The organism is Legionella londiniensis (assembly GCF_001467825.1).
Classification (GTDB): domain Bacteria; phylum Pseudomonadota; class Gammaproteobacteria; order Legionellales; family Legionellaceae; genus Legionella_A; species Legionella_A londiniensis.
The window spans coordinates 90,981-114,530 of sequence record NZ_LNYK01000019.1 but is presented as its reverse complement, the minus strand read 5'-3'; the positions used below and the strand labels follow the sequence as shown (position 1 = coordinate 114,530).

The window sequence follows — 23,550 nt, the reverse complement described above, 5'->3', positions numbered from 1 at the left end:
AAATTCTATCCTTGATGATAGAATGTCTGTCTTTTTAACAAACAATTAAACAGGTGAGTAAAAAATGAAAAAATTAATGATAGCCTCCTTGTCTTTATCTGTTTTTCTGGCCGGCTGCGCTCAAATAACCAATGAAGGCGTAGGAACGGTAACCGGAGGCGTCGTCGGTGGATTGCTGGGCAGCCAGTTTGGCGGCGGTTCAGGCAAGGTGGCCGCAGCTGCTGGGGGTGCCCTGCTTGGAGCTTTTCTAGGCGGCAAGATTGGCCAGTATATGGATAGGCAAGACAGGCTGGAAATGCAACATGCTCTGGAAACGGCGCCTACAGGAAAACCGGTTAGCTGGAAAAATCCTGACAACGGTAACCGCTATACGGTTAAGCCGACCCGCACATATTATAAAAATCAGCAGCCTTGCCGAGAGTATATTACCGAAGCTCTAATTGGGGGCAAGAAACAGCAAATCTATGGCAAGGCCTGCCGTCAAAATGATGGTTCCTGGCGCGTTGTCAGCTAAGCGTAATGCTCCCCTTTTTCAGGCTGGACGGAATTTAATTCCACCCAGCCTGTGCTTTATCCATCTTTCCTAAATTGTTTTTGTTCAATATTTTTTCCCCAAATACAGGCGCGAACCGCACATTAAATTAGCGCTTAAGCCATCAAATGCCTGGAATCTACTTAATGGATTTCAGGCGTTCACAACCCTATTTTTTAAACATGGCTATACTTATAGTATTCATTTAGTATTCATTCTGCAGGATTAAAAAACAGGGAGTAATTATGGCAAACTTATTGCATTCCATTCTTCCAGAGCCAAGACGCCCTATTGTTTATGTGCATCCAGATGTTGCTGTATCCCGCTGCGTTGCCATGATGGTTGAGGACAATATTGGCGCGCTTGTCGTCACCGATGATGAAAACATTCTGGGGATTGTCAGCGAGCGCGATATCATCCGCTCTCTGCTTTATAAAGGATTGTCTCCTGAGTCCACCAAAGCTTATGAAATACTCTATGCCGATGTCAGTGTATTAAAAGAAACAGATACTGTTGAAAAAGCAATGGAGGTCATGACGGTTACCAGGCGTCGTCACATTCTGGTAACAGATGAAAACGAAGCCTTAATCGCCATTGTTTCTATCGGCGACTTACTATTAAATTTGCTGGAAGATAAGATGCGCGAGATTGAACAGCTGGAAAATTATATACATACCTACTAAGGTTCAATTGATTAAATCATATGCTGACGAGATCCAAGGGGAATGCCATGCAGCAACCAGATGAAATTCCAAATCTACCGGTGGATACGCCAGAGCCGGAGCCTGTACATACTCCGGAGCCTTTGTCGCCGGATACTCCGGAACCAGAACCGGTTGAGACACCGGAGCCTGGATCCCCCAATATGCCGGAGCCAGAACTTGAGTAACATGAGTTCGCGTTGTCCGATTGCCGATAATTAAGGGCTGGCAAAATGCCAATTCATGGTTTTGGCCAGTTCCTCGAGCATGATTTCGCCGCGTATGCTGTTTCCTTTTCGATTGACCCGCGGGCTTAGTACCACAATACCTGCCTTGCCAAGAGCAACCGCGATCGTATACCCTGAAACGCCGCTTTTTGCGGGCATTCCGGTGCGTACCAAATGGGTGCCTGTTTCGTCATAAAGACCGCATGTTGCCATAATGGCTAAAGTGATTTGACAGGTTTCCTGGGAAATCACTTGCTGGTTGCTCCGAGGATCCTTGCCATAGTTTGCAAGCAGGGTAGGCAAGTATAGCATTTGCTCAATCGTTGCTTCATATGAGCAGAGAGTAAAATATAAATCTAGAGTTTCGTCTACACCCGTAGCCAGGCAATTTCTGCCTTTCAGCAAATAAGCAAGCGCACGGTTTCTATCGCCTGTTCGTTTTTCGGAAGCAAAAACAAGGGGGTTGATGCGTAGATGCTGATTAAATAATTTGTTAACCCAGTTTTCTAACCAGGCAAATTGTTGTTCGCCAATACCCGGAATATGTGAACAGAGAGTGATGGCTCCTGCATTAAGCATGGGGTTGGATGGTTTTGGCCCAAATTGCTCAAGCCGTGTGATTGATGCGAAATCATCTCCGGAAGGCTCAACTTTGACCCACTCAAACAGTTGTTCTGCGCCAAATTCTTCAAGCAATCCAATCAAGGGGACTATCTTGCCTGTACTTTGCAAGGTAACCGGAGTGAGGTCGGTATTACTGTGCATGAGCGTTTCGCCGCCGATTTGAGACACGGCGATGGCTGTGGTTTCCTTATTCACATTGGCGAGTTCAGGAATATAATTGGCTACATCGCCTTCGTGATTTTTTTCAGCAAAGGCAACAATTTTTTTTAGTAAATTTACGGTTAATTTGTTTTGTGTCATAAGCATTCGGAAAAAAAAAGATACATTATGCTAAATTTAGCATAGCAAAACAAATAAATAGTGGTGTTTAGCGGTGATGAAGCAGAAGTTGTAATGCCTCGCCAGGATCGTCTGCTCTCAAGAAGCTCTCGCCAATTAAAAAAGTATTAATTCCATGAGCTTGCATGAGTTCAATATCAAAACGGGTATAAATTCCCGACTCGCTGATGATAATCTTGTCTTCAGGTATATATTTTTGTAATTCTATACTGCACTGCAAGTTTGTTTCGAAAGAATGCAGATTTCGGTTGTTGATGCCTATCAGCGGCGTGGGAAGTTTTAAAGCGCGTTCAAGTTCCTCTCGGGTATGGCTTTCAACGAGAACTGCCAAGCCGAGTTCTTCGGCGAGCTCGCTGTAAGCCTGTAATTGGTTATCATCCAGCATGGCAACTATCAGGAGTATGCAATCTGCGCCGAGGATGAGGCTTTCATAAACCTGGTACTCATCGATAATAAAGTCTTTGCGCAATACGGGTAAGGAGCTATGGGTTTTGGCAAGTGCAATATAAGTCGGATGCCCTTGAAAAAAATGAATATCAGTCAGCACGGACAGGCAGCTTGCTCCATGTTGCTCATAGGTTTTAGCAATTTCACCGACTTGAAAATCAGCACGAATAATTCCTTTGCTGGGTGAGGCTTTTTTGATTTCAGCAATGACCGCCGGCTGCCTGGCCCTGATGGCAGCAATGAAATCCCGAGGGCTTGGAAATTCCTGGGGATTGATTGAGTGAACTGGTCTCTTCTGCCTGGCCAGGTTGATTTCATCTCTTTTTTTGGCTGCTATCTTTTCTAGTATACTGTTCATAAATTTTAGCTTGGCTGGGTTAAAATACGTAACTGATTAAAGCATTTCAGGGCTTGGCCGCTGTCAATCGCATCGGCCGCTTTTGCCAGGGCCTCGCGATAAGTTGGTACAAGGTTTGCGCAGTAGATTGCAGCGGCACTATTGAGCAAAACAATATCGCGGGCAGGGCCTTTGTTTCCTGTTAAAACAGACTCGGCAAGCGCCAGGCTTTCTTTAGCGTTCTCTACAATAATCCCATCGAGGGAATCGTGCGCACATCCATATACAGTTGGATCAATCGTCCATCGTTTGAACTTACCTTGATGGTATTCGATTATATCTGTTTCAGCAGCGATACTGATTTCATCCAGACCATCTTTTGCGTGAACGACCAGCGCATGCTCGCTCCCTGTATTTGCAAGCACCTCAGCAAGAGGCATCAGCCAATCATGCTGAAATACCCCAACCACCTGATGGCTTGCTCTGGCAGGATTGGTGATTGGACCCAGAAGATTAAATAAGGTACGAATGCCCAGTTGCTGGCGGACAAGGCGGGCATGGCGCATGGCCTGATGAAAATGAGGGGCAAATAAAAAAGCAATGTTACATTCGTTAATGCACCGGCGCAAAGCTTCCTCCGGCAAATCCAGTTTAAAGCCGGCCTCAAGTAATAAGTCGGCGCTGCCGCTTTTGCTTGATACGGAACGATTGCCATGCTTTGCGACCTTGGCGCCTGCCGCGGCGATGACGAAACTGCTGACGGTTGAAATATTAAACGTGTTTTTACCATCTCCTCCTGTGCCGACAATGTCCACCAGATGATTGCCCAGATCAATTGGGTGGGCAAATTCCCGCATGACATTTGCCGCGGCAGTTAATTCGCTGACACTCTCGCCTTTTTGGCGCATTAAAACAAGGAATGCGGCAATTTGCGCATCATATAACTCGCCGCGCATGCATTGTTTCATGATGCAGCCAACAGCATCAGGGGAGAGATCATGGCCTGCTAATAATTCTTCAAATAATTGCTGAATATTCATAGTCTAAAAAATTCTTGAGGAGATCCATCCCATATTCTGACAAGATGGCTTCAGGGTGAAATTGTAGACCAAAAAGAGGGTATTGACGATGGGAAATCGCCATGACGGTATCGTCTGCCCAGGCATCTATCGAAAAGCAGTCAGGTAAAGTCGCGGCTTCAACGGCCAGCGAGTGATATCGCGTTGCGGCAAAAGGGTTTGGCAGGCCTTTAAACAAGCCTTGTCTGGTATGCCTGATATTTGAAGTTTTGCCATGAAGTATCTCTTTAGCCCCAATGATTTTCCCGCCGAATGCCTGGGCCAGGCATTGATGCCCAAGGCAGACGCCAAGAATTGGGATTTTCTGGTAAAAATGTTTGATTGCGTCCAAAGAAATGCCCGCGTCTTCCGGCGCATTGGGCCCAGGCGAAATGACCAGATACTCAGGAGCAAGCTCTGCAATGTTAGAGAGCGAAACTTGATCATGGGCTATCACCTTGACTTCCTGGCCAAGGCACTGGAAATACTGCACCAGATTGTAGGTAAAAGAGTCATAATTATCGATGAGTAACAGCATAGGGTGTGTTGATGATTCATGTCGTGAGCTAAAAATTGGGATGATTTAGCTTGAATTTTAGCTTAATTGAGGAGCATAGCATGCTCTATTTAACAAACTCAAGCTAAAACTTGTGCAAACCATGCCCTGTTTTTAGCCATAAAACGATTGCCAAAACGCTCTGATATTACAGAGAAAATTCATCACCGAGGTAAACAGAACGGACCTGTTGATTGGCTAGAATTGCTTCGGGATGTCCTTCACACAAAATCCTGCCTTGGCTGACGATGTATGCGCGTTCGCAGATATCAAGCGTTTCTCGAACGTTATGATCAGTGATTAGTACACCAATATTTTTATCGCAAAGTTGTAAAATAATTTTTTTGATGTCAATAACCGAAATTGGGTCAACTCCTGCGAAAGGCTCATCTAGCAAAATAAAAGAAGGCTCAATGGCCAAAGCCCTTGCTATTTCCACTCGGCGGCGTTCTCCTCCCGATAAACTCATTCCGAGACTTTTCTCCAGATGAGAGATATGAAATTCATGCATCAGCTGTTCAAGTTTTTCAAGTCGCGCTTTTTTATCCAGATCAGTACGCAATTGCAGAATGGAATAAATATTTTCTGCGACAGTCATTTTACGGAAAATGGAAGCCTCCTGGGGGAGGTAACCAATGCCAAGCCTTGCCCGCTCGTGCATGGCCTTGTTGGTGATGTCATTGCCGTTTAATTGAATCTGACCTTGATCACAGGATTGCAAGCCGACAATCATGTAAAAACAAGTGGTTTTACCCGCGCCATTTGGCCCAAGCAAGCCCACGCATTCGCCGCGGGCAATATGCATGCTTACGTCATTGACAACCCGTCTTGATTTGAAAGATTTTTGAAGGTGAGCGGCGGATAATACAGTCATTAATGTTTCTCAGGATGAATAATAATCGTAGCACGGGCTTTATTATTTTTTTGGGTTACAACGTGCTGTTTTTCTGTATCATAGATGATTTCTGGCGCAGAAAAGGAATTTTTGCCTTGTTCTACGCGGGCATTGCCGATTAATTTGATAAGGTGCTTATCGGGATAATAATAAATTTCATCTGCATAGGCATGAAGGGGGGGCTTGCCATTCTCAGGGGTGCTCCAATAATGGGCCTGGGCATCTTGATTGCCTGTCGCCTTTGCCATAACCAGCTTATTATTGGCATCCCCAACTGTAATTGCTTCTGCCGCACGGACATGGGTTGTGCCCTGATCAAGCTGCACATCGCCAATATAGATGCCGCGATGAGTTTCTTGGTTGAGATCCGCAGTGTCCGCCTGGAGCATGAGCACTTGCTCACGATCATTTGGCAAAGCCAATGCATGGCAGGGAATAAGAAAAAGCAGCAGAATAGAGCAGCAGAATTCCCTGACTGAAAGAGCCGAGGGATAAAAAGGTTTCTTTTGGCTAACCTTGTTTTGGATCATAAATACCTCGTGCCCGGCTGAGCTGCACCTGCTTTTTATCCAGATAAGCTTTCATGCCGAGTGATTTGACTATATTGCCTGGCTGAAAGAAGGTCACCTCTTGTTCGGTGACAGCCAGCTTTTTTTGCGGATAGTAAATCATTTCTTCCGTTTTTATGGTGCTTTCCGGATGTTTGCCCGATCGTTGGTGAATAATCACATTTTTGTTGAATGTAATTTGTTCGCCGCCAAACAGAGAGGTGGCCTCGAGCGCATTAATTTCCCAGGGAGCCTCATCAGCAGCTTGCGTGATAAGGATTCTCGGTTTCATGAACCAGTGAGTATTATTCGCCGGAATATGCTTCAATAAAGGGGTATTCAGGGAATTGATCAATCGCCCGTTTGCATCGAATTGCTTGAGCGTTAACTGATTGACTATGGTATCTGGAGTCGTTGATAAAGTATGTTCATCGAGTTGTGCGATATGGGATGAGCTGGCAAAATACCATCCGCAGCAGGCCAGAGAAATCAAGGCTGCAAATAGCCAGGCTGCTTGTTTGGCCGCATTCATGATGGCTTTTCCCCAAGATGCTGATTAAAAGACAAATGATCGCTGTTCATGAAGCAAAATACCCCTGTAAAGCGGTTTCGAGTTTGTTTTGCGCATTTAAAATAAAGTCACACACTTCGCGCACAGCCCCGCGGCCTCCAGGGGATTGGGTATGCCAGGCTGCAAATTCTTTTACCTGATTCACGGCATTGGCTACTGCAATGCCGAGTCCAACCTGTTGAATGACAGGTAAATCAGGCAGATCATCTCCAATATAGGCAAATTCTTCATTTTTTAAACCCAATTCTATTTTTAAGCGCTGAAAGGCAGTTTGTTTTTCTACTTGTCCTGTATAAAAAAGATGAATGCCAAGTTGACGCATGCGGTGCTCAATAACAGCATTTTGGGACGTGGTTATGACGGCAACTTCGATCCCTGCTGCCAGCAGTAATTTTAAACCCATGCCGTCTTGCACATGAAATGCCTTTAACTCATTACCGGCGTTATCGATATAAAGCAGGCCGTCAGTCATGACGCCGTCTACATCGCAAATCAGGCATTTAATTTTTTTAGCTTTTTCTAATATTTCTTTCATCATTTTTCCATTTTGAATATATTTGGTTCAAAAAACTCCAGCGCGCAGCAGATCATGCAGGTGGATGACGCCAGTCGGCCGATTTTTTTCATCCACTACAACAAGTGACGTAATGCTGTGTTTTTGCATGATGGCCAGGGCTTCTGCCGCCAGGAGACCCTGGCGGACGGTACGACAATTTCTGGTCATGACTTCTTTTAGGGGGGTGGTGTTGATATCATATTGTTGAGTCAGGCTGCGGCGCACGTCCCCGTCGGTATAAATGCCAACCAGGTAACCGTGGCCGTTGACCACACAAGTCATCCCGAGTTTTTTGGCGGTGACTTCAATTAGGGCTTGACGGATGGTCTCATTTTCATCCACCACAGGTAATTCATCACCCTGGTGGCATAACTCATCAATACGTAACAACAGGCGCTTGCCCAGAGTTCCGCCCGGGTGAGACAAGGCAAAATCTTCGGCGCTAAATCCTCTGGCTTGCAATAAAGCGATCGCCAAAGCATCTCCCATCACAAGGGCAACTGTGGTGCTGGTTGTTGGAGCAAGGCCAAGAGGGCAGGCTTCTTGTTGTATACTGAGGTCTAGATTGACATCTGCCGCCTTGGCAAGTGTAGAATCTGGATTGCCGCTTAATGTAATCAACGGAACCTGTAACCGCTTGAGCAAGGGCAAAAGTACTATGAGTTCATTAGTATAGCCGGAATTTGATATGGCAACCACTGTATCCTGCGGGGTTATCATGCCCAGATCGCCATGGCTTGCTTCCCCGGGATGCATAAAAAAAGCGGGGCTTCCGGTGCTTGCAAATGTAGCAGCAATTTTGTTGCCTATATGGCCTGATTTACCCATGCCGGTGACAACTATACGGCCTTTGCAGGCAAGAAGCAGTTTGCATGCCTTTTCAAAACGCTCATCAATGCGTTGTGTTAATTCATATACAGCCTGTGCTTCAGTTTCAATGACTGCAAGACCTAATTTGCAAAAATTCATAAGCCCATCTAGCCTGTAAGAACGGGTACCTAAGTTTATCATACTCTGTATAGCCATAAAACTTTCTATTGTATTGAATTCTCGCAATATAATTTTTAGACATATATAATATCCGTTTGCGTTTTTAGTGTTGGGTAAAAACTGGAAATGATATGCCCGATAATTTAGTAGAAATTAACAATTTAAGATTTTCCCACCAGGATCGCCTCATTTTTGACGGCGTCGATCTGGCTATACGCCGCGGGAAAATCACCGCCATCATGGGGCCAAGCGGCAGCGGTAAAACCACCCTGCTGCGTTTGATTGGTGCTTTGCTTTTGCCAAATGAAGGGGAAATTCTTGTAAACGGCGCAAATATTCACCGGTTGCCGCATAAAGAGCTTTCTATGGCTCGGCGGAAAATGGGTTTGTTATTTCAAAACAGCGCCTTATTCACCCATTTATCAGTTTATGACAATGTGGCCTTTCCATTGCGGGAGCATACCAATTTAAGTGAAGCGCTGCTGCGGGCTATCGTTTTGATGAAACTTGAAGCTGTGGGTTTGCGCGGCGCGTCGCATCTTATGCCAGAGGAATTATCAGGCGGGATGGCAAGGCGTGTAGCGCTGGCCAGGACCATAGCCCTGGATCCTGAGTTGATGATGTATGACGAACCTTTTACCGGCCAGGATCCCATTTCAATGGGTGTTTTAATGCGCCTGATAAAGCGGCTTAATCAATTACTCAATATCACAACAATTATCGTTTCTCATGATGTGAATGAGACCTGTTCTATCGCTGATTATGCCTATTTGATCGCAGGCGGTGAAGTTGTTGGTGAGGGAACCCCTCTGGAACTGCAAAAATCAGCTGAGCCTCGCATTCGCCAGTTCATGCATGGCGAGCCAGATGGCATTGTGCCTTTCCATTATCCGGCAAAAGCATATACTGAGGAGTTATTCGATGCTTGATATGATTGCCCGGCTTGGGCAAAGCGGTTTGGGGACGCTGCGAATGATAGGCGGTTCCGGGGTTTTTCTATTGAGGACATTATGGCGAAAACCTGATTTTTTTCGCCTCTGGCCGGAATTGCGCATTCAGCTCTATTTTGTGGGCGTTTTATCTTGCCTGATTATTATTGTCTCAGGGCTTTTTATTGGCATGGTCGTTGGACTTCAGGGATACAATACTCTTGAAAAATTTGGTGCCGGCAGCCAATTAGGCCAATTATTGGCTTTAAGCATTACCCGTGAATTAGGGCCGGTTATCAGCGCCTTGTTATTTGCAGGACGGGCGGGCTCTGCATTGACTGCGGAAATCGGTTTGATGAAAGCTACAGAGCAACTCTCAAGTATGGATATGATGGGAATCGACCCGCTTGGGAGAGTCATTTTTCCCCGATTTTTGGCGGGCATTATTGCTTTGCCTTTACTCAGTTTGATTTTTTCTGCGGTAGCCGTTTATGGGGGTTATGCGATAGGGGTCGAGTGGTTAGGTGTTGATGCAGGTTCATTCTGGTCAAATATGCAATCGGCAGTTCATGTATATACAGATGTACTAAGCGGCCTTCTTAAAAGCGTAGTGTTTGCATTTTTGGTGATATGGACTGCGGTATTTCAAGGCTTTACATGCGTTCCAACTGCCAAGGGAATCAGTGAGGCGACAACACGCACTGTGGTGTTTTCATCACTGGCGGTCCTTGGCTTTGATTTTTTATTGACTGCGATGATGATTGGAGACTGGTAAATGAATAAGCAGCGTTTCATCGACTTAAGCGTTGGATTATTTATGCTGCTGGGTTTAATGGCATTGTGTTTTATGGTGCTTAAAGTCAGTGGTTTTGATGATTTTTCTTCTGGAAAAACGTATCGGGTAACGGCAGAGTTTACCAATGTTGGCGGCTTGAAAGTACGCGCGCCGGTGACAGTAGCCGGTGTTAAAATTGGCGAGGTTACCAAAATTGAATTGCAGCCTGATGATCTGAATGCGACAGTGACCATGTCGCTTCGCAAAGACAAACCGATACCGTATGAAGATACTTCGGCGCGAATTTTAACGGAAGGATTGCTGGGTTCTAATTACATCAGCATTGTACCCGGTTTTGAAAGCGAAGATGATAAAAATCATCCCTATTTGCGCGAGGGTGATGTCATTGCCAAAACTCAGGAAGCAATAATTCTTGAGAATCTGATTGGCCAATTGTTGTTTAATATTAAAAAATAGGGTAACTGCACACACGGCCATTTTAGGCGGTCGGTTGCAAAGTCAGTTCAGTAAAAAAGGATTTTGGAAATAATAAGAAGGTGACATATGAAAACGATTAAAGCATCGCTTTTTTTTCTTTCTGTAATCGCAAGTTCTTTGCTTTGGGCGCAATCTTCTCCTGTTCCCATGCTTGAAAATGCCGCCAATCAGGTTATCAACAGCTTGAAGCAAAATCGGGGGCATCTTAAACAAAATCATCAGGTTATTTACCGTGCAGTCGAGCAACATTTGCTGCCTATCGTTGATGTAACGGGCATGTCGCGCTCCGTGCTTGGACGCAATGTGTGGAATAAAGCCACTGCAGCTGAAAAGCGTGCGTTTACCCGAGAGTTTACACAACTGGTTATCCGTACTTATGCCAGCCCCTTGGCGGAATATTCTGATGAAAAGGTCAAATTTTTACCCTTACGCGGCGGTATAAACAGCCGGTTTGTCAGGGTGAACAGCGTTATTGTTCGTTCTAACGGTCAAAATATTCCGTTAAGCTACAGCCTTGTTTCCAAAAATGGCCAGTGGAAGATTTATGATCTGAGTGTGGAAGGGGTGAGCCTGCTGCAAAGCTTTCGTTCCCAGTTCAGCCAGGTTTTGCAAAATTCGAATATGCAAGAATTAATCCAGCAAATGCGTAAACAAAAGGCAGCTTAAAGTGGACACCATTTTCAAACCAGCCAGTACGTTGACTATTGATACGGTACAACAAGAATACGAACGGATGCTGCCTTTATTTCTTGATCCAGCCGGCGCTTCATTAAGCATTAGCTTTCATGAGGTCAGGCACTTTGACAGTGCAGGTCTTGCTTTGCTGATTGAGGCTAAAAGAATGAGCAAAAAGTACAATAAAATCCTAAAAATAGAAGGTTTGCCAGATAAAGTGTATGCCCTGGCAAAATTTTGCGGAGTAGAAACCGTTTTAACGGATGGAAGATTAGATGATAAGCAATGAAGAATTAGAAAATTTTCTTAAGGAAATAAAAGAAGTCGATTTTGCTCAGGTCCAAGGTGATGGGTATCATTACCATTTAACCATTGTTTCTGATGCATTCCGCAATCAGTCCAAAGTAGCAAGGCAGCAATGGGTTTACAGCCGGTTAAAACACTATATTACCAGCGGGCGTCTGCACGCATTAAGCATGCAAACCTGGACCAGGGAAGAATGGGAGAAACAGCATGGATAAATTAATTATTAACGGCGGCAAGCCGTTGCAAGGTGAGGTGCTAATTTCTGGTGCAAAAAATGCCGCTTTGCCTATTATGGCAGCGACTATACTTGCCAATGATAATGTAACAATCTCAAACGTGCCTCATCTAAAAGATGTGACCACCATGATGGAACTGCTTGGACAGCTGGGAGCTCAATTAATTATTGATGAAAAAATGAATGTCCAGGTTGATGCAAGCCACATTAATGAATTTGTCGCACCTTATGAACTTGTTAAGACCATGCGTGCCTCAATCCTTGTATTGGGACCGTTGCTCACCCGTTTTGGAGAGGCTGATGTATCATTGCCGGGAGGGTGTGCTATCGGAACGCGTCCGGTTGATTTGCATTTGAATGCATTAAAGGCAATGGGCGCTGAGATATCCGTAAAGAATGGCTTCATCAAAGCCCGCTGCAGGCAAAGGCGCTTGCAAGGCAGAACGTTGGTCTTTGACACAGTGACAGTGGGCGGTACTGAAAATATTTTGATGGCTGCCGTGCTTGCTGAAGGTAAAACGATAATCAAAAATGCTGCGCGCGAACCGGAAGTTGTTGACCTGGCCAATTTTTTAATCCAGATGGGCGCTAAAATTTCAGGCGCTGGAACGCCTACCATTGAGGTGGAAGGTGTGGAGTCTTTGGGAGGCGGTTCATACAGCGTCATGCCTGATCGCATTGAAGCTGGCACTTATCTTGCGGCTGGCGCCATTACCCGTGGCCAGGTGACCATTAAGCAGGTAAAGCCCGATAATTTGTTATCGATTCTTTGTAAATTTGAAGAGGCGGGCGCCGCTATTTCTATTGGCGAGGACTGGGTCAGTCTCGATATGCAGGGATTAAGGCCTCAGGCAGTCAATATTTCAACAGCACCTTACCCTGGGTTTCCTACCGATATGCAGGCGCAATTCATGGTTTTAAACTGCATTGCTGATGGCGCTTCAAGTATTGTTGAAACTATATTTGAAAACCGATTTATGCATGTACAGGAATTGCAAAGAATGGGGGCTCATATTCGCCTTCACGGCAACACTGCCATGGTCAAGGGAATTGAAAAACTAACAGCAGCGCCGGTTATGGCAACTGATTTGCGTGCCTCAGCGAGTCTGATTCTTGCAGGCCTGGTCGCAGAGGGAGAAACTCGAGTTGAGCGTGTTTACCATGTAGACCGTGGTTATGAGCGCATTGAAGAAAAACTTTCAATGCTTGGCGCAGATATTAAGCGGTGTTCATCACGGTGATGCAACGGGATCAACTGGCTTCCTACTTGCATGAATTTCTTCGCTGTGCAGAATATAGTGATTATGCTCCAAATGGCATGCAGGTAGAGGGGCGTGAAACGATAAAAACAATCTGTACGGCTGTAACTGCTTCACATAGTGCGGTACTGGAAGCCATAAAAAAAGGTGCTGATGCGCTTTTGGTGCATCATGGCTATTTCTGGCGAGGTGAGGAAGCCTGTATTACCGGCATTAAAAAGAAACGCATTGGGGAATTAATCCGCCATGATCTCAGTCTTTTTGCTTATCATTTACCTCTGGATTGCCACCCGGAACTGGGTAATAACGTGAGCCTTGCAAGAATGCTTGCAATCGAATCACCAAAAATGCATGCGGTTGGCAAGATACCCAATCTGTTATGGTCCGGCCGTTTTTCCAAGCCTATGGAACCTGAAACCTTAGCCAATCATATTCAGGCGAAATTGAAACGTGCCCCTTTGCTGATATCTGCTGGAAAAAAAGAGATCCAGAACATAGCCTGGTGTACTGGCGCTGCGCAGGATTATATAGAGAATGCTTATGCGCTTGGTGTTGATGCCTATATCAGCGGCGAAATTTCCGAGCGTACCTATTATCAAGCGAAAGAGCTTGGTTTGCATTATTTTGCCTGTGGACATCATGCCAGTGAACGTTACGGCATTATTAATCTTGGCAATCATTTAAATGAGGCGTTTGGCCTGAAACATCAGTTTATTGACAGCGAAAATCCTGTCTAAGAATAATGCCGCCCAAGGCTGCCGCTTTAGGCAAGGAATAGACTTTTGTACATACATGATGCACTGTTGCATTTTAACTCTTTAATTTATTTATCAATTCCGCTTTAATAGAGGGGTATCTTCTTCAGTATCAGAAAATATGATAATTTCATAAATGTTCCATGATTCCTCGTATGATAACTCACTGGACGCTGCCATGGTGTGGTTTAGGAAAATATATTTATTGCTGAGGGTTCCACACTGGAGTAAGGCAATTTTTGTCTTACTGGGCGTTATTTATGCTGAAGTTTCTGGTTATTGGCCCAGCGCATTGTTGGCTGCTTTTGCCTTTTGTTTAATTTCCAGTGCAGCATACGTTTATAATGATTTACAGGATATTGAAGAAGACAGACTTCACCCGTTCAAGCGCCATCGACCTATAGCTAGCGCGCAGGTTTCGGTCGCTTTTGCGGTATGGGCGCTCGCATTTTTGTTGCTTTTTGGGTACATGCTCGCATTTGCGGTTTCCAGCAAGGTGGCTTTTATCCTGAGTATTTATCTCCTTATCAATCTTTTTTATAACCACTGGTTTCGAACGATTCTCGTACTTGAGATCTTATGCATCGCGAGCGGATTTATGCTTCGCATATTAACAGGCACTGTTGGTATCGGATTGCCTCTTACCACCTGGTTAGCAATTACTGCTGCCTTACTCAGTCTTTTGATTGCACTGGGGAAAAGAAGGCTTGAACTGAATATACAGTTAAAAAAAGCAAGTCGAACGGCACTTAAGAAATACCATCCCCACATATTGGATGTAATGATCAATTTCATAGCGATCGGTTGTTTTATAACGTATGCGCTCTATGTTATATATCCTCGCAATGAAGGCTTTTATTTTTTATTGACCATCCCTTTCGCCGGATTCGGCATATGGCGATTTTTATTCCTGATAGCGCGGGAAAGAAACAACGACGATCCTGTTTTTCTTTTATTTAAGGATAATCTGTCCTGCATCAATCTTTTGTGTTTTTTCGCCTTGACTCTGTTGGGTTTAAATACTTGATTATCTAAAAATCAAATTGCGCAAATTAAGGCTTATAAAATTTTTTTATCATAATTGCATAACATCGTTTATACTTCATGCTTGCTGGAAAAAGTTTGGTTGTGCGCATTGATTGCTTTCAGATTATAGAGAGCAATTGAACCAGTCATGGATATGAATATGAAAAAAATGGTTTTTTATTGGCAGAAAATTTATCCAAAGCTTCCTGTCCTGGCCTTTGATATCTTATCAATACCTGTAGCCTGGTATATGGCATACTGGTTACGTTACAACATGCAACCTTTTCCCGTTTCGCTCACACAACCTCAGATCCTGGCGGCTCTGGCTATGGTGGCAACGGTGCAAATTGCCTGCTATTACTATTTCAAAGTTTATCGGGGACTCTGGCGTTTTTCATCATTAAGTGATTTGACACGTATTCTTCGTGCTGCAATCAGCGCTACCATTTTAAGTATCCCTGTATTGTATTTATCTACGCTGCTTCATGATATTCCGCGTTCTGTCCTGCCTTTATACTGCATGGTTTTGATTACTTTGCTGTGTAGTGGCCGTTTGCTTTTGCGCTCTTACTGGGATCAGAAAATCGTTTCCGCAGCACAAGACGGCATAAAGCGGGTTTTAATTATTGGCGCAGGGCAAGCCGGGGAAGGGCTGGTGCGGGATTTAAAGCGCACGCATTCTTATCTGCCAGTAGGTTTTATTGATGACAACCCGGGGAAGCGCGGGCTGGAGGTTCATGGTGTGCGCGTTCTTGGGTCTATTCGCGACATGCCTGATTTGGTGCAGCTGCATCTTGTTGATTTAATATTCATTGCTATTCCGTCAGCACGTTCAGCTGCCATGCGTCGGATTGTGAATTACTGCGAACAATGCCAAGTACCTTTTCGAACCTTGCCAAGCATCCAGGCTCTGGTGTCAGGGCGAGTGGAGGTGAACGCATTGCGCGAAGTGAGAATTGAAGATTTGCTGGGTCGAGATCAGGTCGAACTGAACTGGGATAAAATCGCATTAAGCGTCAATGAAAAACGTGTTTTGGTAACAGGCGGGGGGGGCTCAATCGGTTCGGAACTTTGCCGGCAAATTCTGACTCTGGCGCCGGGATTACTCATTATCCTCGATAACAGTGAATACAATTTATATAAAATTGATCTGGAGCTTAGGGAACTTTTTCCTGATAAACGAATTGAGCTTGCCTTGGTGAATGTGACTGATGCGGTGGCTGTTGAAGAGCTGTTTCGTAAATTTAGCCCCCAGGTTGTTTTTCATGCTGCATCATTCAAGCATGTTCCAATGCTTGAGACACAAATTCGGGTTGCTGTACATAATAATGTCCTGGGCACACAAATCATTGCAGACGCCAGTGCTGCTCATGGAGTGGAAAAATTTATTCTTATTTCAACAGATAAAGCGGTGAATCCGACAAACGTTATGGGGGCCAGCAAGCGTGCTGCAGAAATATATTGTCAAAATCTTGATGCCCGGGTTGCCACCCAGTTTATTACTGTGCGTTTTGGTAATGTATTAGGTTCAGTCGGCAGTGTGGTGCCGCTATTTCAAAAACAATTACAAAATGGCGGACCGTTGACTGTGACTCACCCTGAAATTCAGCGTTATTTTATGACTGTGTCGGAAGCGTGCCAGCTTATTTTGCAAGCGATGGTGAACGGCGAAGGCGGCGAAATTTTTGTATTGGATATGGGAGAGCCGGTAAAAATTACTTATCTTGCAGAGCAAATGATCCGTCTTGCAGGAAAGGAGCCGGGGAAAGACATTGCCATTACCTATACCGGGCTTCGCCCTGGGGAAAAGTTGTTTGAGGAATTGTTTCATGCGTCTGAGCAGTTGGAACAAACTGCTCATGAAAAATTGTTTAAAGCCAAGTTTCGGCAGATTGAGTGGAAAGAGCTGGTTGAAATTTTTCGAATGTTGAATCGCGCGTGCGTGTTGCATCAGGATGATGAACTGCTTATCTTGTTAAAAAATCTGATTCCTGAATTTCATTGTAAATCGCTTGGTCAACGTTTCTCTTCTTTCAAAGAGTCTTTACTGCCAAATGAAATTCAGCTCAATAATAAAAGTTGATTTTGTCCTTCAATTGAGTATTATGCCTATTTCAAGATCACCATTCGTTGATTTCAATTAACAGGTTTAAACCGTGGATAAAGAAACCTACCTGCAAACCTCCCGCTATCCCTTCCTGCGTCTTTTAAATTATATGCGGGGCGAAAGGAAAAATTACCTCACCGCGACTTTGTATTCGGTATTAAATAAACTGTTTGATATTTTTCCCGAAGTGCTGATTGGGGTCGCTGTGGATGTGGTGGTTAACCGCAAGAATTCATGGCTTGCCACCTTGCTCGGTAATCCCGATATGATGTTTCAATTGGTGATGCTTGGGGTACTGACTTTTGTAGCCTGGGGGCTTGAGTCTGTCTTTCAATATTTGTACAGCGTAAAGTGGCGAAATCTGGCTCAGGCGGTTGAGCACCGCTTGCGTATGGAAACCTATCAGCATATTCAGTCAGCCCGCATGCAGGATGTGGATAAAACTGCTGTTGGGCAGCTTATTGCCACGATCAATGATGATATCAACCAGTTAGAACGATTTTTAGAAGATGGACTGAATCAAATCATACAAATTACTGCTTCTACTCTATTAATAGGCATTATTTTTTTAATTTGTTCTCCCATTATCACGGTTTTTGCTATTTTGCCCGTTCCTTTTATTTTACTTGGCGCTTTTTATTTTCAGCATAAACTTGAACCAAAGTTTCTGCTGGTGCGTGAAAAAGCAGCGAATATCTCCGCAGCCCTCGCCAATAATTTAACGGGCTTGATGACCATTAAAAGTTATACGGCTGAACAGTTTGAAGGCAGGCGCATTGAATCTTTAAGCCAGGATTATCAGAATGCCAATCGTGAAACTATTGTCATCAGCTCCATGGTAACTCCGGTAATCCGTATTATTATCTTAACGGGCTTTTTATTTACCCTGATGATTGGCGGATATAAAACCATCCATGGGGCAATGAATGTAGGCGTATTCAGCCTGTTAATCTTTTTGTCGCAACGCCTGTTATGGCCGTTTAGCATGCTGGCTGATGTAACGGTTAATTTTCAGCGCGCCATGGCTTCGACCACAAGGGCTTTAAATTTGCTAACCTGGGAGAAAGAAGAACAAACTGGAAAGCAACTTGTATCTGGTAAGAAGCAATTCGATTCTTCAGGAATCAGTTTCAATCAGGTTGTATTTTCCTATCTGGGCAGCGAAAAACCAGTGCTGGATGATTTCAGCGTGACCATTAGAGACAAGGAAACAGTGGCTTTTGTCGGTGAGTCCGGCTCAGGGAAAAGCACAATTATTAAACTTCTTTGCCGCTTCTATTTGCCCAAATCAGGAAACATCACCTGCAACGGCGCAAATATTAATTGCTTTGATCTGAAAAACTGGCGAGAAAAGATTGCTTTAGTCAGTCAGGATGTTTTTCTGTTTGAAGGAAGTATTGCGGATAATATTGCGTATGCCCAGAAAAATGCCGATATGGACAAAATCTGGAAAGCGGCATGTATAGCGGGAGTAGATAAATTTATTCACCAATTGCCTGATGGTATGCTCTCAGATGTGGGGCCGCGCGGCGCGTTCCTTTCTGGTGGTCAAAAACAACGTATTGCCATCGCCCGCGCTGTTTTAAAAGATGCGCCGATTTTAATCCTGGATGAAGCGACCTCTGCCGTAGATAATGACACTGAACTTGCTATTCAACAGGCATTGGCTAAAATTTCACATAACAAAACAACCATCATTATCGCTCACCGTCTCTCTACAGTGACCAATGCCGATAAAATCTATGTTCTGGATAAAGGAAGAATCATTGAGCAGGGCACGCATCAGGAATTATTGAAAAGCCCTACCTATTATCGGCACTTATGGTCTATTCAGACGGGTGAATATCAGCAAGAAATTGAAACGGCGGACTGCTGATGCAAGCATAAAATGTATATCAGAATTTGGAGAGTTTGTGCTTTCCGTTTTGGTGATTTAACTTTTATTACCCGCATAAGCAGGTTACAATATGACATTTTGTCCAAATAGCTAATCCCATAGAGTTGTTGATGATTTATAAACCTGCAATTTTAGCCTTGGCCGACGGTAAAGTTTTTCATGGTTATTCCATAGGCGCTGATGGAGATTGTGTAGGCGAGCTGGTATTTAATACAGGAATGACCGGATATCAGGAAATGCTTACTGATCCCTCCTATGCCAAACAGATTATCACCCTAACCACAGCGAATGTAGGCAACACCGGCTGCAACCCGGATGATATGGAATCTTCCCGTGCCTGGGCCTGCGGGCTTGTGCTGAGAAATTCTCCTCCGCTATACAGCAATTATAGAGCGCGGCAATCATTGCCTGACTGGCTGAAAAAGCAGGGAGTAATAGCGATAGCAGGCCTGGATACACGCGAACTAACCCTTCATCTGCGTGAACAGGGGGCAGTGAATGCCTGTATCAGCACCCATACCTTAACAGAAGAACACGCCCTGGAAAAAGCCCGTGCTTTCGCAGGTTTAGAAGGCCTTGATCTGGCAAGAACCGTATCCAGGCAAACAATAGAGCGCTGGCACGCTGGCCGTGGAGAATGGGCCAGCAGCTCCTTTCCGCCCAAATATCACGTAGTGGTATACGATTATGGGGTAAAACATAATATCTTGCGCATACTGCATGATCTCGGCTGTCATTTGACACTGGTTCCGGCGCAAACGCCCGCAAGCGAGGCATTGGCCTTGAATCCTGACGGAATTTTCTTGTCGAACGGGCCTGGCGATCCAAAGGCTTGTGATTATGCCATTGCCGCTACCCGGGAGTTTTTGCAGAAAAAGATACCTCTATTTGGTATTTGTCTTGGTTTTCAGATTCTGGCATTAGCAAGTGGCGCAAAATCAATCAAAATGAAATTTGGCCATCATGGCGCTAATCATCCAGTGATTGAAACAGAAGGCAGAAAAAGGGTATTTGTCACCAGTCAGAATCATGGCTTTGCAATTGATGAGGCATCATTGCCCCCATGTTTGGAAGTCACTCACCGTTCCTTGTTTGATCAAAGCCTGCAAGGCATTAGACATGCTGACAGTCCTGCTTTTGGCTTTCAAGGACATCCTGAAGCCAGCCCGGGTCCGCATGATATCGAGATTATTTTTAAGCAATTTATTGAGTTCATGTCCAAAGGAACTAATCAAAGGAGCAATCAATGACATTTTCTTCTGTTTTTACTTCTGAATCGGTGTCAGAAGGGCATCCTGATAAAATAGCCGATCAAATTTCAGATGCCATATTGGATGCCATAATCGCACAGGATCCCAAAGCACGGGTTGCCTGTGAAACATTTGTAAAAACGGGGATGGTATTGGTTGGAGGAGAGATTACAACCAGTGCCTGGGTAGATGTTGAAGAAATTACCCGCGAAGTGATTAAAGATATTGGTTACAACAGTTCCGAGATGGGGTTTGACTGGGAATCCTGCGCCGTACTTTCCGCAATCGGCAAACAGTCTCCTGATATAGCCCAAGGGGTTGATAACCAGCAAACCCAGCAACTGGGAGCAGGGGACCAGGGCATTATGTTTGGATATGCAAGCCGGGAAACAGATGTGTATATGCCGGCGCCTATTGCTTATGCCCATCGCATGATGAAGCGTCAGGCAGAGCTTCGCAAGGAGGGCAGATTACCCTGGCTCAGGCCGGATGCGAAGTGTCAGTTAACCCTGAATTATGAAGGTGGCGTTCCCGTTTCGGTCAATACGGTGGTTTTTTCCACTCAGCATTCACCTGACGTCAGCCATCAGGAGTTAACAGAAGCAGTACGTGAAGAAATTATCAAGCCCGTATTGCCTGAGGAGTGGTTAACTCCGCAAACCCGATTTTTCATCAATCCTACAGGGCGTTTTGTTATCGGCGGCCCGTTAGGAGATTGCGGATTAACAGGTCGAAAAATTATTGTTGATACCTATGGTGGCGTTGCAAGACACGGCGGCGGCTGCTTTTCAGGTAAAGACCCATCCAAAGTTGACCGATCAGCGGCATACGCGGCAAGGCATGCGGCAAAAAATATTGTGGCAGCGGGCATAGCCGATAAATGTGAAATCCAGGTTTCTTATGCGATTGGCGTTGCCGAACCAACTTCCATTCACGTTGAAACATTTGGGACAGCAAAGCTTGATGAACCTACCATCATTGACTTGATTAATACGCATTTCGATTTAACGCCGCAAGGAATTATCAACCACCATGATCTATTGAGGCCAATATACCGCGAGACCGCCAACTATGGCCACTATGGGCGGGACCATTTCCCCTGGGAGCGTCTCAATAAGGTTGATGAATTACGCAAAGCCCTATAAAAATCAGAGGAAATCATGATTAAAGAAAGTGAAGTGATGATGCGGGATTATAAAGTTGCCGATATAGCTTTGGCAGAATGGGGCAGAAAAGAAATTGCCATCGCTGAAACTGAAATGCCGGGATTGATGGCGCTTCGTGAAGAATACGGCACAAAAAAACCATTACAAGGCGCGCGAATTGCGGGCTGTTTGCATATGACAATCCAAACGGCGGTATTGATTGAAACGCTCATTGCCTTAGGCGCAGAAGTTCGCTGGTCTTCCTGTAATATTTTTTCAACACAGGATCATGCAGCAGCGGCAATGGCAGTTCAGGGTATCCCTGTTTTTGCCTGGAAAGGTGAAACAGAAGAAGAATACTGGTGGTGCGTTGAGCAAACGATTACCGGGCCTAACGGCTGGGTGCCAAATATGCTGCTTGATGATGGCGGGGATCTGACAAAACTGGTTCATGAGCAATACCCGCATCTGCTTGCAGGCATTAAAGGGCTTTCTGAAGAAACCACCACAGGGGTTGCAAGGCTCTATGAAATGGCGCGCAACAAACAGCTCAAAATGCCTGCGTTCAATGTGAATGATTCGGTAACCAAGTCGAAATTTGATAATTTATATGGATGCCGTGAATCTTTGGTCGATGGCATCAAGCGTGCAACTGATGTCATGATTGCCGGAAAAATTGCGCTGATCCTTGGCTATGGTGATGTAGGAAAGGGTTGTGCCCAATCCCTGCGCGGACTGGGGGCGACAGTCTGGATAGCTGAAATTGATCCAATCTGCGCACTACAGGCTGCCATGGAAGGATATCGCGTGGTCACTCTTGATGATGTCGCAGAGCAGGTCGATATTGTGGTTACCGCGACCGGAAATTACCATGTGGTTACCCATGAACATATGCTGCGCCTAAAAAACCAGGCTATTGTATGCAATATTGGCCATTTTGATTCGGAAATCGATATTCAAAGTCTTCGCCAGTACCCATGGGAAAACATCAAGCCCCAGGTTGATCATGTGATTTTTCCGGATGGAAAGCGGATTATTGTGCTTGCCCAGGGTCGATTGGTGAACTTGGGCTGTGCCACCGGGCATCCTAGCTTTGTCATGTCCGCATCTTTTAGCAATCAGGTATTGGCGCAAATTGAGCTCTATCAGAATAGCGCCAATTATGCCCATGAAGTCTATGTCCTGCCAAAGCATTTGGATGAGAAGGTTGCCCGCCTGCATTTAGGCCGAATTGGTGCGAAGCTTACCCAATTAACGAAAGAACAGGCTGACTACATTGGTGTTGATGTGAATGGCCCTTATAAACCTGACTATTATCGCTATTAACCGTAGCCTTGATGCAGCTTTTCTGTATCAAGGCTTATCATCCCCCTAAATGGCGAATTTTCCATATATTTAATCGCAATTTAGGTTGATGGATCCTGATTTCAATTCGCTATATGAAGGTTATAATATGAAACAATTATTAAAAGCTTTGTGCTTGCTAATGCTGCCCTGGTCTGCATTCGCCACTGGAAATACGGCTAATATTCCAGAGATTTGCTTTGGGCAATTTACTTACAGCGAAAAATTTGCATTTAAAGAGTCTTGCGAAATCAATCGCCTCATAGATGTATCAAGGGGGAAAAGTATCAGTCTTTACTGCAGTGAAGGAATATTCTTTTATTATTACTGTGTCCTCAAAGAGTAAAACTCAAAATTAGCGCAACTCACTCATTCCGCAAATTTCGTGACTGTGAAGCCAGAGTCTCTCTTTTATTCTTGCTTGTTGTGATTTTTGTATCAGAGCCATCATTTAAAGATAAAAATACGGATTAGATTGAAGATGGTAATGCGTGTATGGCATGTTATGCGCACTGCAGTGGCCGATGCGGCACTAATCACAAAATTGATACAGCAAAAGGTGTAAATTTTTAGGCAAAGCCGATAAAATATGTCAATTTTATTTTTTAAGCTCCCCTTATGCCTAAGCGTACAGATATAAACTCCATCCTTATCCTCGGTGCAGGCCCTATTGTTATTGGTCAGGCGTGTGAATTTGATTATTCTGGAACACAAGCGGTGCGTGCCTTGAAAAAGGAGGGATACCGCGTGATTCTTGTTAATTCCAATCCGGCAACGATTATGACCGATCCTGAGCTTGCGGATGCCACTTATATCGAACCCGTATTGTGGCCAGAGGTTGCCCGCGTCATTGAAAAAGAACGGCCGGATGCGCTTTTGCCTACCATGGGCGGTCAAACAGCGCTGAATTGCGCATTGGATTTGGTGCGGGAAGGGATATTGGAAAAATTTGGGGTTGAATTGATAGG

Annotated in this window: 28 protein-coding genes; 19 read left to right on the top strand and 9 right to left on the bottom strand. The window is 44.8% G+C overall.

The genetic code is table 11. From position 1 onward, the window contains the following. Nucleotides 1-64: 64 nt before the first annotated feature. The 3 genes from Llon_RS08320 (at nucleotide 65) to Llon_RS11430 (ending at nucleotide 1,421) form a co-directional block, all read left to right on the top strand. Nucleotides 65-514, top strand: a complete 450-nt coding sequence (locus Llon_RS08320) for an RT0821/Lpp0805 family surface protein (RefSeq protein WP_058529606.1) — start codon at nucleotides 65-67, stop codon at nucleotides 512-514. A 263-nt stretch (nucleotides 515-777) separates the two neighbouring features. Then, nucleotides 778-1,215 carry a CBS domain-containing protein gene (locus tag Llon_RS08315; RefSeq protein ID WP_058529605.1) on the top strand — a complete coding sequence of 146 codons (438 nt, stop codon included), beginning with the start codon at nucleotides 778-780 and terminating at the stop codon, nucleotides 1,213-1,215. Between the two features lie 47 nt (nucleotides 1,216-1,262). Continuing rightward, entirely contained in the window at nucleotides 1,263-1,421 is a 159-nt protein-coding gene (locus tag Llon_RS11430; RefSeq protein WP_157079317.1) for a hypothetical protein, read from the top strand. Between the two features lie 30 nt (nucleotides 1,422-1,451). Here the strand turns inward: Llon_RS11430 and glsA are convergent, their stop codons facing one another. From glsA to Llon_RS08270, 9 genes are all read right to left on the bottom strand, one after another. Continuing rightward, entirely contained in the window at nucleotides 1,452-2,384 is a 933-nt protein-coding gene (gene glsA, locus Llon_RS08310; RefSeq protein ID WP_058529604.1) for a glutaminase A, read from the bottom strand. A 67-nt stretch (nucleotides 2,385-2,451) separates the two neighbouring features. Further along, on the bottom strand, nucleotides 2,452-3,228 hold the full coding sequence (gene trpC / locus Llon_RS08305; RefSeq protein ID WP_058529603.1) for an indole-3-glycerol phosphate synthase TrpC: 777 nt from the start codon (nucleotides 3,226-3,228) through the stop codon (nucleotides 2,452-2,454). A gap of 5 nt (nucleotides 3,229-3,233) precedes the next feature. Continuing rightward, on the bottom strand, nucleotides 3,234-4,247 hold the full coding sequence (gene trpD, locus Llon_RS08300) for an anthranilate phosphoribosyltransferase (protein ID WP_058529602.1): 1,014 nt from the start codon (nucleotides 4,245-4,247) through the stop codon (nucleotides 3,234-3,236). Next, entirely contained in the window at nucleotides 4,225-4,803 is a 579-nt protein-coding gene (locus tag Llon_RS08295; protein WP_058529601.1) for an aminodeoxychorismate/anthranilate synthase component II, read from the bottom strand. The genes trpD and Llon_RS08295 overlap by 23 nt, the downstream gene beginning before the upstream one ends. Before the next feature lie 166 nt (nucleotides 4,804-4,969). Beyond that, on the bottom strand, nucleotides 4,970-5,695 hold the full coding sequence (gene lptB / locus Llon_RS08290) for an LPS export ABC transporter ATP-binding protein (protein WP_058529600.1): 726 nt from the start codon (nucleotides 5,693-5,695) through the stop codon (nucleotides 4,970-4,972). Beyond that, entirely contained in the window at nucleotides 5,695-6,246 is a 552-nt protein-coding gene (gene lptA / locus Llon_RS08285) for a lipopolysaccharide transport periplasmic protein LptA (protein ID WP_083503298.1), read from the bottom strand. Before lptA ends, lptB begins: the two co-directional genes overlap by 1 nt. Beyond that, a complete protein-coding gene (gene lptC / locus Llon_RS08280; RefSeq protein WP_058529599.1) occupies nucleotides 6,227-6,796 on the bottom strand; it encodes an LPS export ABC transporter periplasmic protein LptC in 570 nt (189 codons plus the stop codon). Before lptC ends, lptA begins: the two co-directional genes overlap by 20 nt. Nucleotides 6,797-6,842: 46 nt before the next feature. Continuing rightward, complete coding sequence (gene kdsC / locus Llon_RS08275; protein ID WP_058529598.1) at nucleotides 6,843-7,370, bottom strand: 3-deoxy-manno-octulosonate-8-phosphatase KdsC; 528 nt, start codon at nucleotides 7,368-7,370, stop codon at nucleotides 6,843-6,845. 27 nt (nucleotides 7,371-7,397) lie between these two features. Further along, nucleotides 7,398-8,360, bottom strand: a complete 963-nt coding sequence (locus Llon_RS08270) for a KpsF/GutQ family sugar-phosphate isomerase (RefSeq protein ID WP_058529597.1) — start codon at nucleotides 8,358-8,360, stop codon at nucleotides 7,398-7,400. Nucleotides 8,361-8,512: 152 nt separating this feature from the next. Between Llon_RS08270 and Llon_RS08265 the strand changes: the two genes are divergently transcribed. The 16 genes from Llon_RS08265 to Llon_RS11770 form a co-directional block, all read left to right on the top strand. Then, nucleotides 8,513-9,310 carry an ATP-binding cassette domain-containing protein gene (locus Llon_RS08265; RefSeq protein WP_058529596.1) on the top strand — a complete coding sequence of 266 codons (798 nt, stop codon included), beginning with the start codon at nucleotides 8,513-8,515 and terminating at the stop codon, nucleotides 9,308-9,310. Further along, entirely contained in the window at nucleotides 9,303-10,085 is a 783-nt protein-coding gene (gene mlaE, locus Llon_RS08260; protein WP_058529595.1) for a lipid asymmetry maintenance ABC transporter permease subunit MlaE, read from the top strand. Before Llon_RS08265 ends, mlaE begins: the two co-directional genes overlap by 8 nt. Then, a complete protein-coding gene (gene mlaD / locus Llon_RS08255) occupies nucleotides 10,086-10,562 on the top strand; it encodes an outer membrane lipid asymmetry maintenance protein MlaD (protein WP_058529594.1) in 477 nt (158 codons plus the stop codon). A gap of 87 nt (nucleotides 10,563-10,649) precedes the next feature. Then, nucleotides 10,650-11,249: an MlaC/ttg2D family ABC transporter substrate-binding protein gene (locus Llon_RS08250; RefSeq protein WP_058529593.1), complete on the top strand. Its 600-nt coding sequence runs from the start codon at nucleotides 10,650-10,652 to the stop codon at nucleotides 11,247-11,249. A 1-nt stretch (nucleotide 11,250) separates the two neighbouring features. Further along, nucleotides 11,251-11,547: an STAS domain-containing protein gene (locus Llon_RS08245; protein WP_058529592.1), complete on the top strand. Its 297-nt coding sequence runs from the start codon at nucleotides 11,251-11,253 to the stop codon at nucleotides 11,545-11,547. Then, complete coding sequence (locus Llon_RS08240; RefSeq protein ID WP_058529591.1) at nucleotides 11,534-11,779, top strand: BolA family protein; 246 nt, start codon at nucleotides 11,534-11,536, stop codon at nucleotides 11,777-11,779. The genes Llon_RS08245 and Llon_RS08240 overlap by 14 nt, the downstream gene beginning before the upstream one ends. Then, entirely contained in the window at nucleotides 11,772-13,040 is a 1,269-nt protein-coding gene (gene murA, locus Llon_RS08235; RefSeq protein WP_058529590.1) for a UDP-N-acetylglucosamine 1-carboxyvinyltransferase, read from the top strand. Before Llon_RS08240 ends, murA begins: the two co-directional genes overlap by 8 nt. Continuing rightward, nucleotides 13,037-13,795, top strand: coding sequence for a Nif3-like dinuclear metal center hexameric protein (locus tag Llon_RS08230; RefSeq protein WP_083503297.1), 759 nt, complete (start codon nucleotides 13,037-13,039; stop codon nucleotides 13,793-13,795). Before murA ends, Llon_RS08230 begins: the two co-directional genes overlap by 4 nt. A 196-nt stretch (nucleotides 13,796-13,991) precedes the next feature. Further along, nucleotides 13,992-14,840, top strand: a complete 849-nt coding sequence (locus Llon_RS08225; protein ID WP_058529588.1) for a decaprenyl-phosphate phosphoribosyltransferase — start codon at nucleotides 13,992-13,994, stop codon at nucleotides 14,838-14,840. 159 nt (nucleotides 14,841-14,999) lie between these two features. Then, nucleotides 15,000-16,922: a polysaccharide biosynthesis protein gene (locus Llon_RS08220; protein WP_058529587.1), complete on the top strand. Its 1,923-nt coding sequence runs from the start codon at nucleotides 15,000-15,002 to the stop codon at nucleotides 16,920-16,922. A gap of 73 nt (nucleotides 16,923-16,995) precedes the next feature. Continuing rightward, on the top strand, nucleotides 16,996-18,822 hold the full coding sequence (locus tag Llon_RS08215) for an ABC transporter ATP-binding protein (RefSeq protein WP_058529586.1): 1,827 nt from the start codon (nucleotides 16,996-16,998) through the stop codon (nucleotides 18,820-18,822). Between the two features lie 131 nt (nucleotides 18,823-18,953). Further along, nucleotides 18,954-20,093: a glutamine-hydrolyzing carbamoyl-phosphate synthase small subunit gene (gene carA / locus Llon_RS08210; protein WP_058529585.1), complete on the top strand. Its 1,140-nt coding sequence runs from the start codon at nucleotides 18,954-18,956 to the stop codon at nucleotides 20,091-20,093. Beyond that, nucleotides 20,090-21,238 (top strand): methionine adenosyltransferase, encoded by a 1,149-nt coding sequence (gene metK, locus Llon_RS08205; RefSeq protein WP_058529584.1) that lies wholly within the window; start codon nucleotides 20,090-20,092, stop codon nucleotides 21,236-21,238. Before carA ends, metK begins: the two co-directional genes overlap by 4 nt. A 15-nt stretch (nucleotides 21,239-21,253) precedes the next feature. Continuing rightward, complete coding sequence (ahcY, locus tag Llon_RS08200) at nucleotides 21,254-22,564, top strand: adenosylhomocysteinase (protein ID WP_058529583.1); 1,311 nt, start codon at nucleotides 21,254-21,256, stop codon at nucleotides 22,562-22,564. Nucleotides 22,565-22,691: 127 nt separating this feature from the next. Further along, the gene (locus Llon_RS08195; RefSeq protein ID WP_131754644.1) at nucleotides 22,692-22,928 is read left to right on the top strand and encodes a hypothetical protein; all 237 of its coding nucleotides are present in this window, start codon (nucleotides 22,692-22,694) and stop codon (nucleotides 22,926-22,928) included. A 272-nt stretch (nucleotides 22,929-23,200) separates the two neighbouring features. Beyond that, the coding region (locus Llon_RS11770) for a carbamoyl phosphate synthase preATP-grasp domain-containing protein (protein WP_475001236.1) at nucleotides 23,201-23,550 on the top strand (350 nt) is incomplete at its 3' end.

Coding starts and splice junctions, on each gene's coding strand:
- Llon_RS08320 (WP_058529606.1), top strand. CDS start 65: ATGAAAAAATTAATGATAGCCTCCTTGTCTTTATCTGTTTTTCTGGCC.
- Llon_RS08315 (WP_058529605.1), top strand. CDS start 778: ATGGCAAACTTATTGCATTCCATTCTTCCAGAGCCAAGACGCCCTATT.
- Llon_RS11430 (WP_157079317.1), top strand. CDS start 1,263: ATGCAGCAACCAGATGAAATTCCAAATCTACCGGTGGATACGCCAGAG.
- glsA (WP_058529604.1), bottom strand. CDS start 2,384: ATGACACAAAACAAATTAACCGTAAATTTACTAAAAAAAATTGTTGCC.
- trpC (WP_058529603.1), bottom strand. CDS start 3,228: ATGAACAGTATACTAGAAAAGATAGCAGCCAAAAAAAGAGATGAAATC.
- trpD (WP_058529602.1), bottom strand. CDS start 4,247: ATGAATATTCAGCAATTATTTGAAGAATTATTAGCAGGCCATGATCTC.
- Llon_RS08295 (WP_058529601.1), bottom strand. CDS start 4,803: ATGCTGTTACTCATCGATAATTATGACTCTTTTACCTACAATCTGGTG.
- lptB (WP_058529600.1), bottom strand. CDS start 5,695: ATGACTGTATTATCCGCCGCTCACCTTCAAAAATCTTTCAAATCAAGA.
- lptA (WP_083503298.1), bottom strand. CDS start 6,246: ATGATCCAAAACAAGGTTAGCCAAAAGAAACCTTTTTATCCCTCGGCT.
- lptC (WP_058529599.1), bottom strand. CDS start 6,796: ATGAATGCGGCCAAACAAGCAGCCTGGCTATTTGCAGCCTTGATTTCT.
- kdsC (WP_058529598.1), bottom strand. CDS start 7,370: ATGAAAGAAATATTAGAAAAAGCTAAAAAAATTAAATGCCTGATTTGC.
- Llon_RS08270 (WP_058529597.1), bottom strand. CDS start 8,360: ATGAATTTTTGCAAATTAGGTCTTGCAGTCATTGAAACTGAAGCACAG.
- Llon_RS08265 (WP_058529596.1), top strand. CDS start 8,513: ATGCCCGATAATTTAGTAGAAATTAACAATTTAAGATTTTCCCACCAG.
- mlaE (WP_058529595.1), top strand. CDS start 9,303: ATGCTTGATATGATTGCCCGGCTTGGGCAAAGCGGTTTGGGGACGCTG.
- mlaD (WP_058529594.1), top strand. CDS start 10,086: ATGAATAAGCAGCGTTTCATCGACTTAAGCGTTGGATTATTTATGCTG.
- Llon_RS08250 (WP_058529593.1), top strand. CDS start 10,650: ATGAAAACGATTAAAGCATCGCTTTTTTTTCTTTCTGTAATCGCAAGT.
- Llon_RS08240 (WP_058529591.1), top strand. CDS start 11,534: ATGATAAGCAATGAAGAATTAGAAAATTTTCTTAAGGAAATAAAAGAA.
- murA (WP_058529590.1), top strand. CDS start 11,772: ATGGATAAATTAATTATTAACGGCGGCAAGCCGTTGCAAGGTGAGGTG.
- Llon_RS08225 (WP_058529588.1), top strand. CDS start 13,992: ATGGTGTGGTTTAGGAAAATATATTTATTGCTGAGGGTTCCACACTGG.
- Llon_RS08220 (WP_058529587.1), top strand. CDS start 15,000: ATGAAAAAAATGGTTTTTTATTGGCAGAAAATTTATCCAAAGCTTCCT.
- carA (WP_058529585.1), top strand. CDS start 18,954: ATGATTTATAAACCTGCAATTTTAGCCTTGGCCGACGGTAAAGTTTTT.
- metK (WP_058529584.1), top strand. CDS start 20,090: ATGACATTTTCTTCTGTTTTTACTTCTGAATCGGTGTCAGAAGGGCAT.
- ahcY (WP_058529583.1), top strand. CDS start 21,254: ATGATTAAAGAAAGTGAAGTGATGATGCGGGATTATAAAGTTGCCGAT.
- Llon_RS08195 (WP_131754644.1), top strand. CDS start 22,692: ATGAAACAATTATTAAAAGCTTTGTGCTTGCTAATGCTGCCCTGGTCT.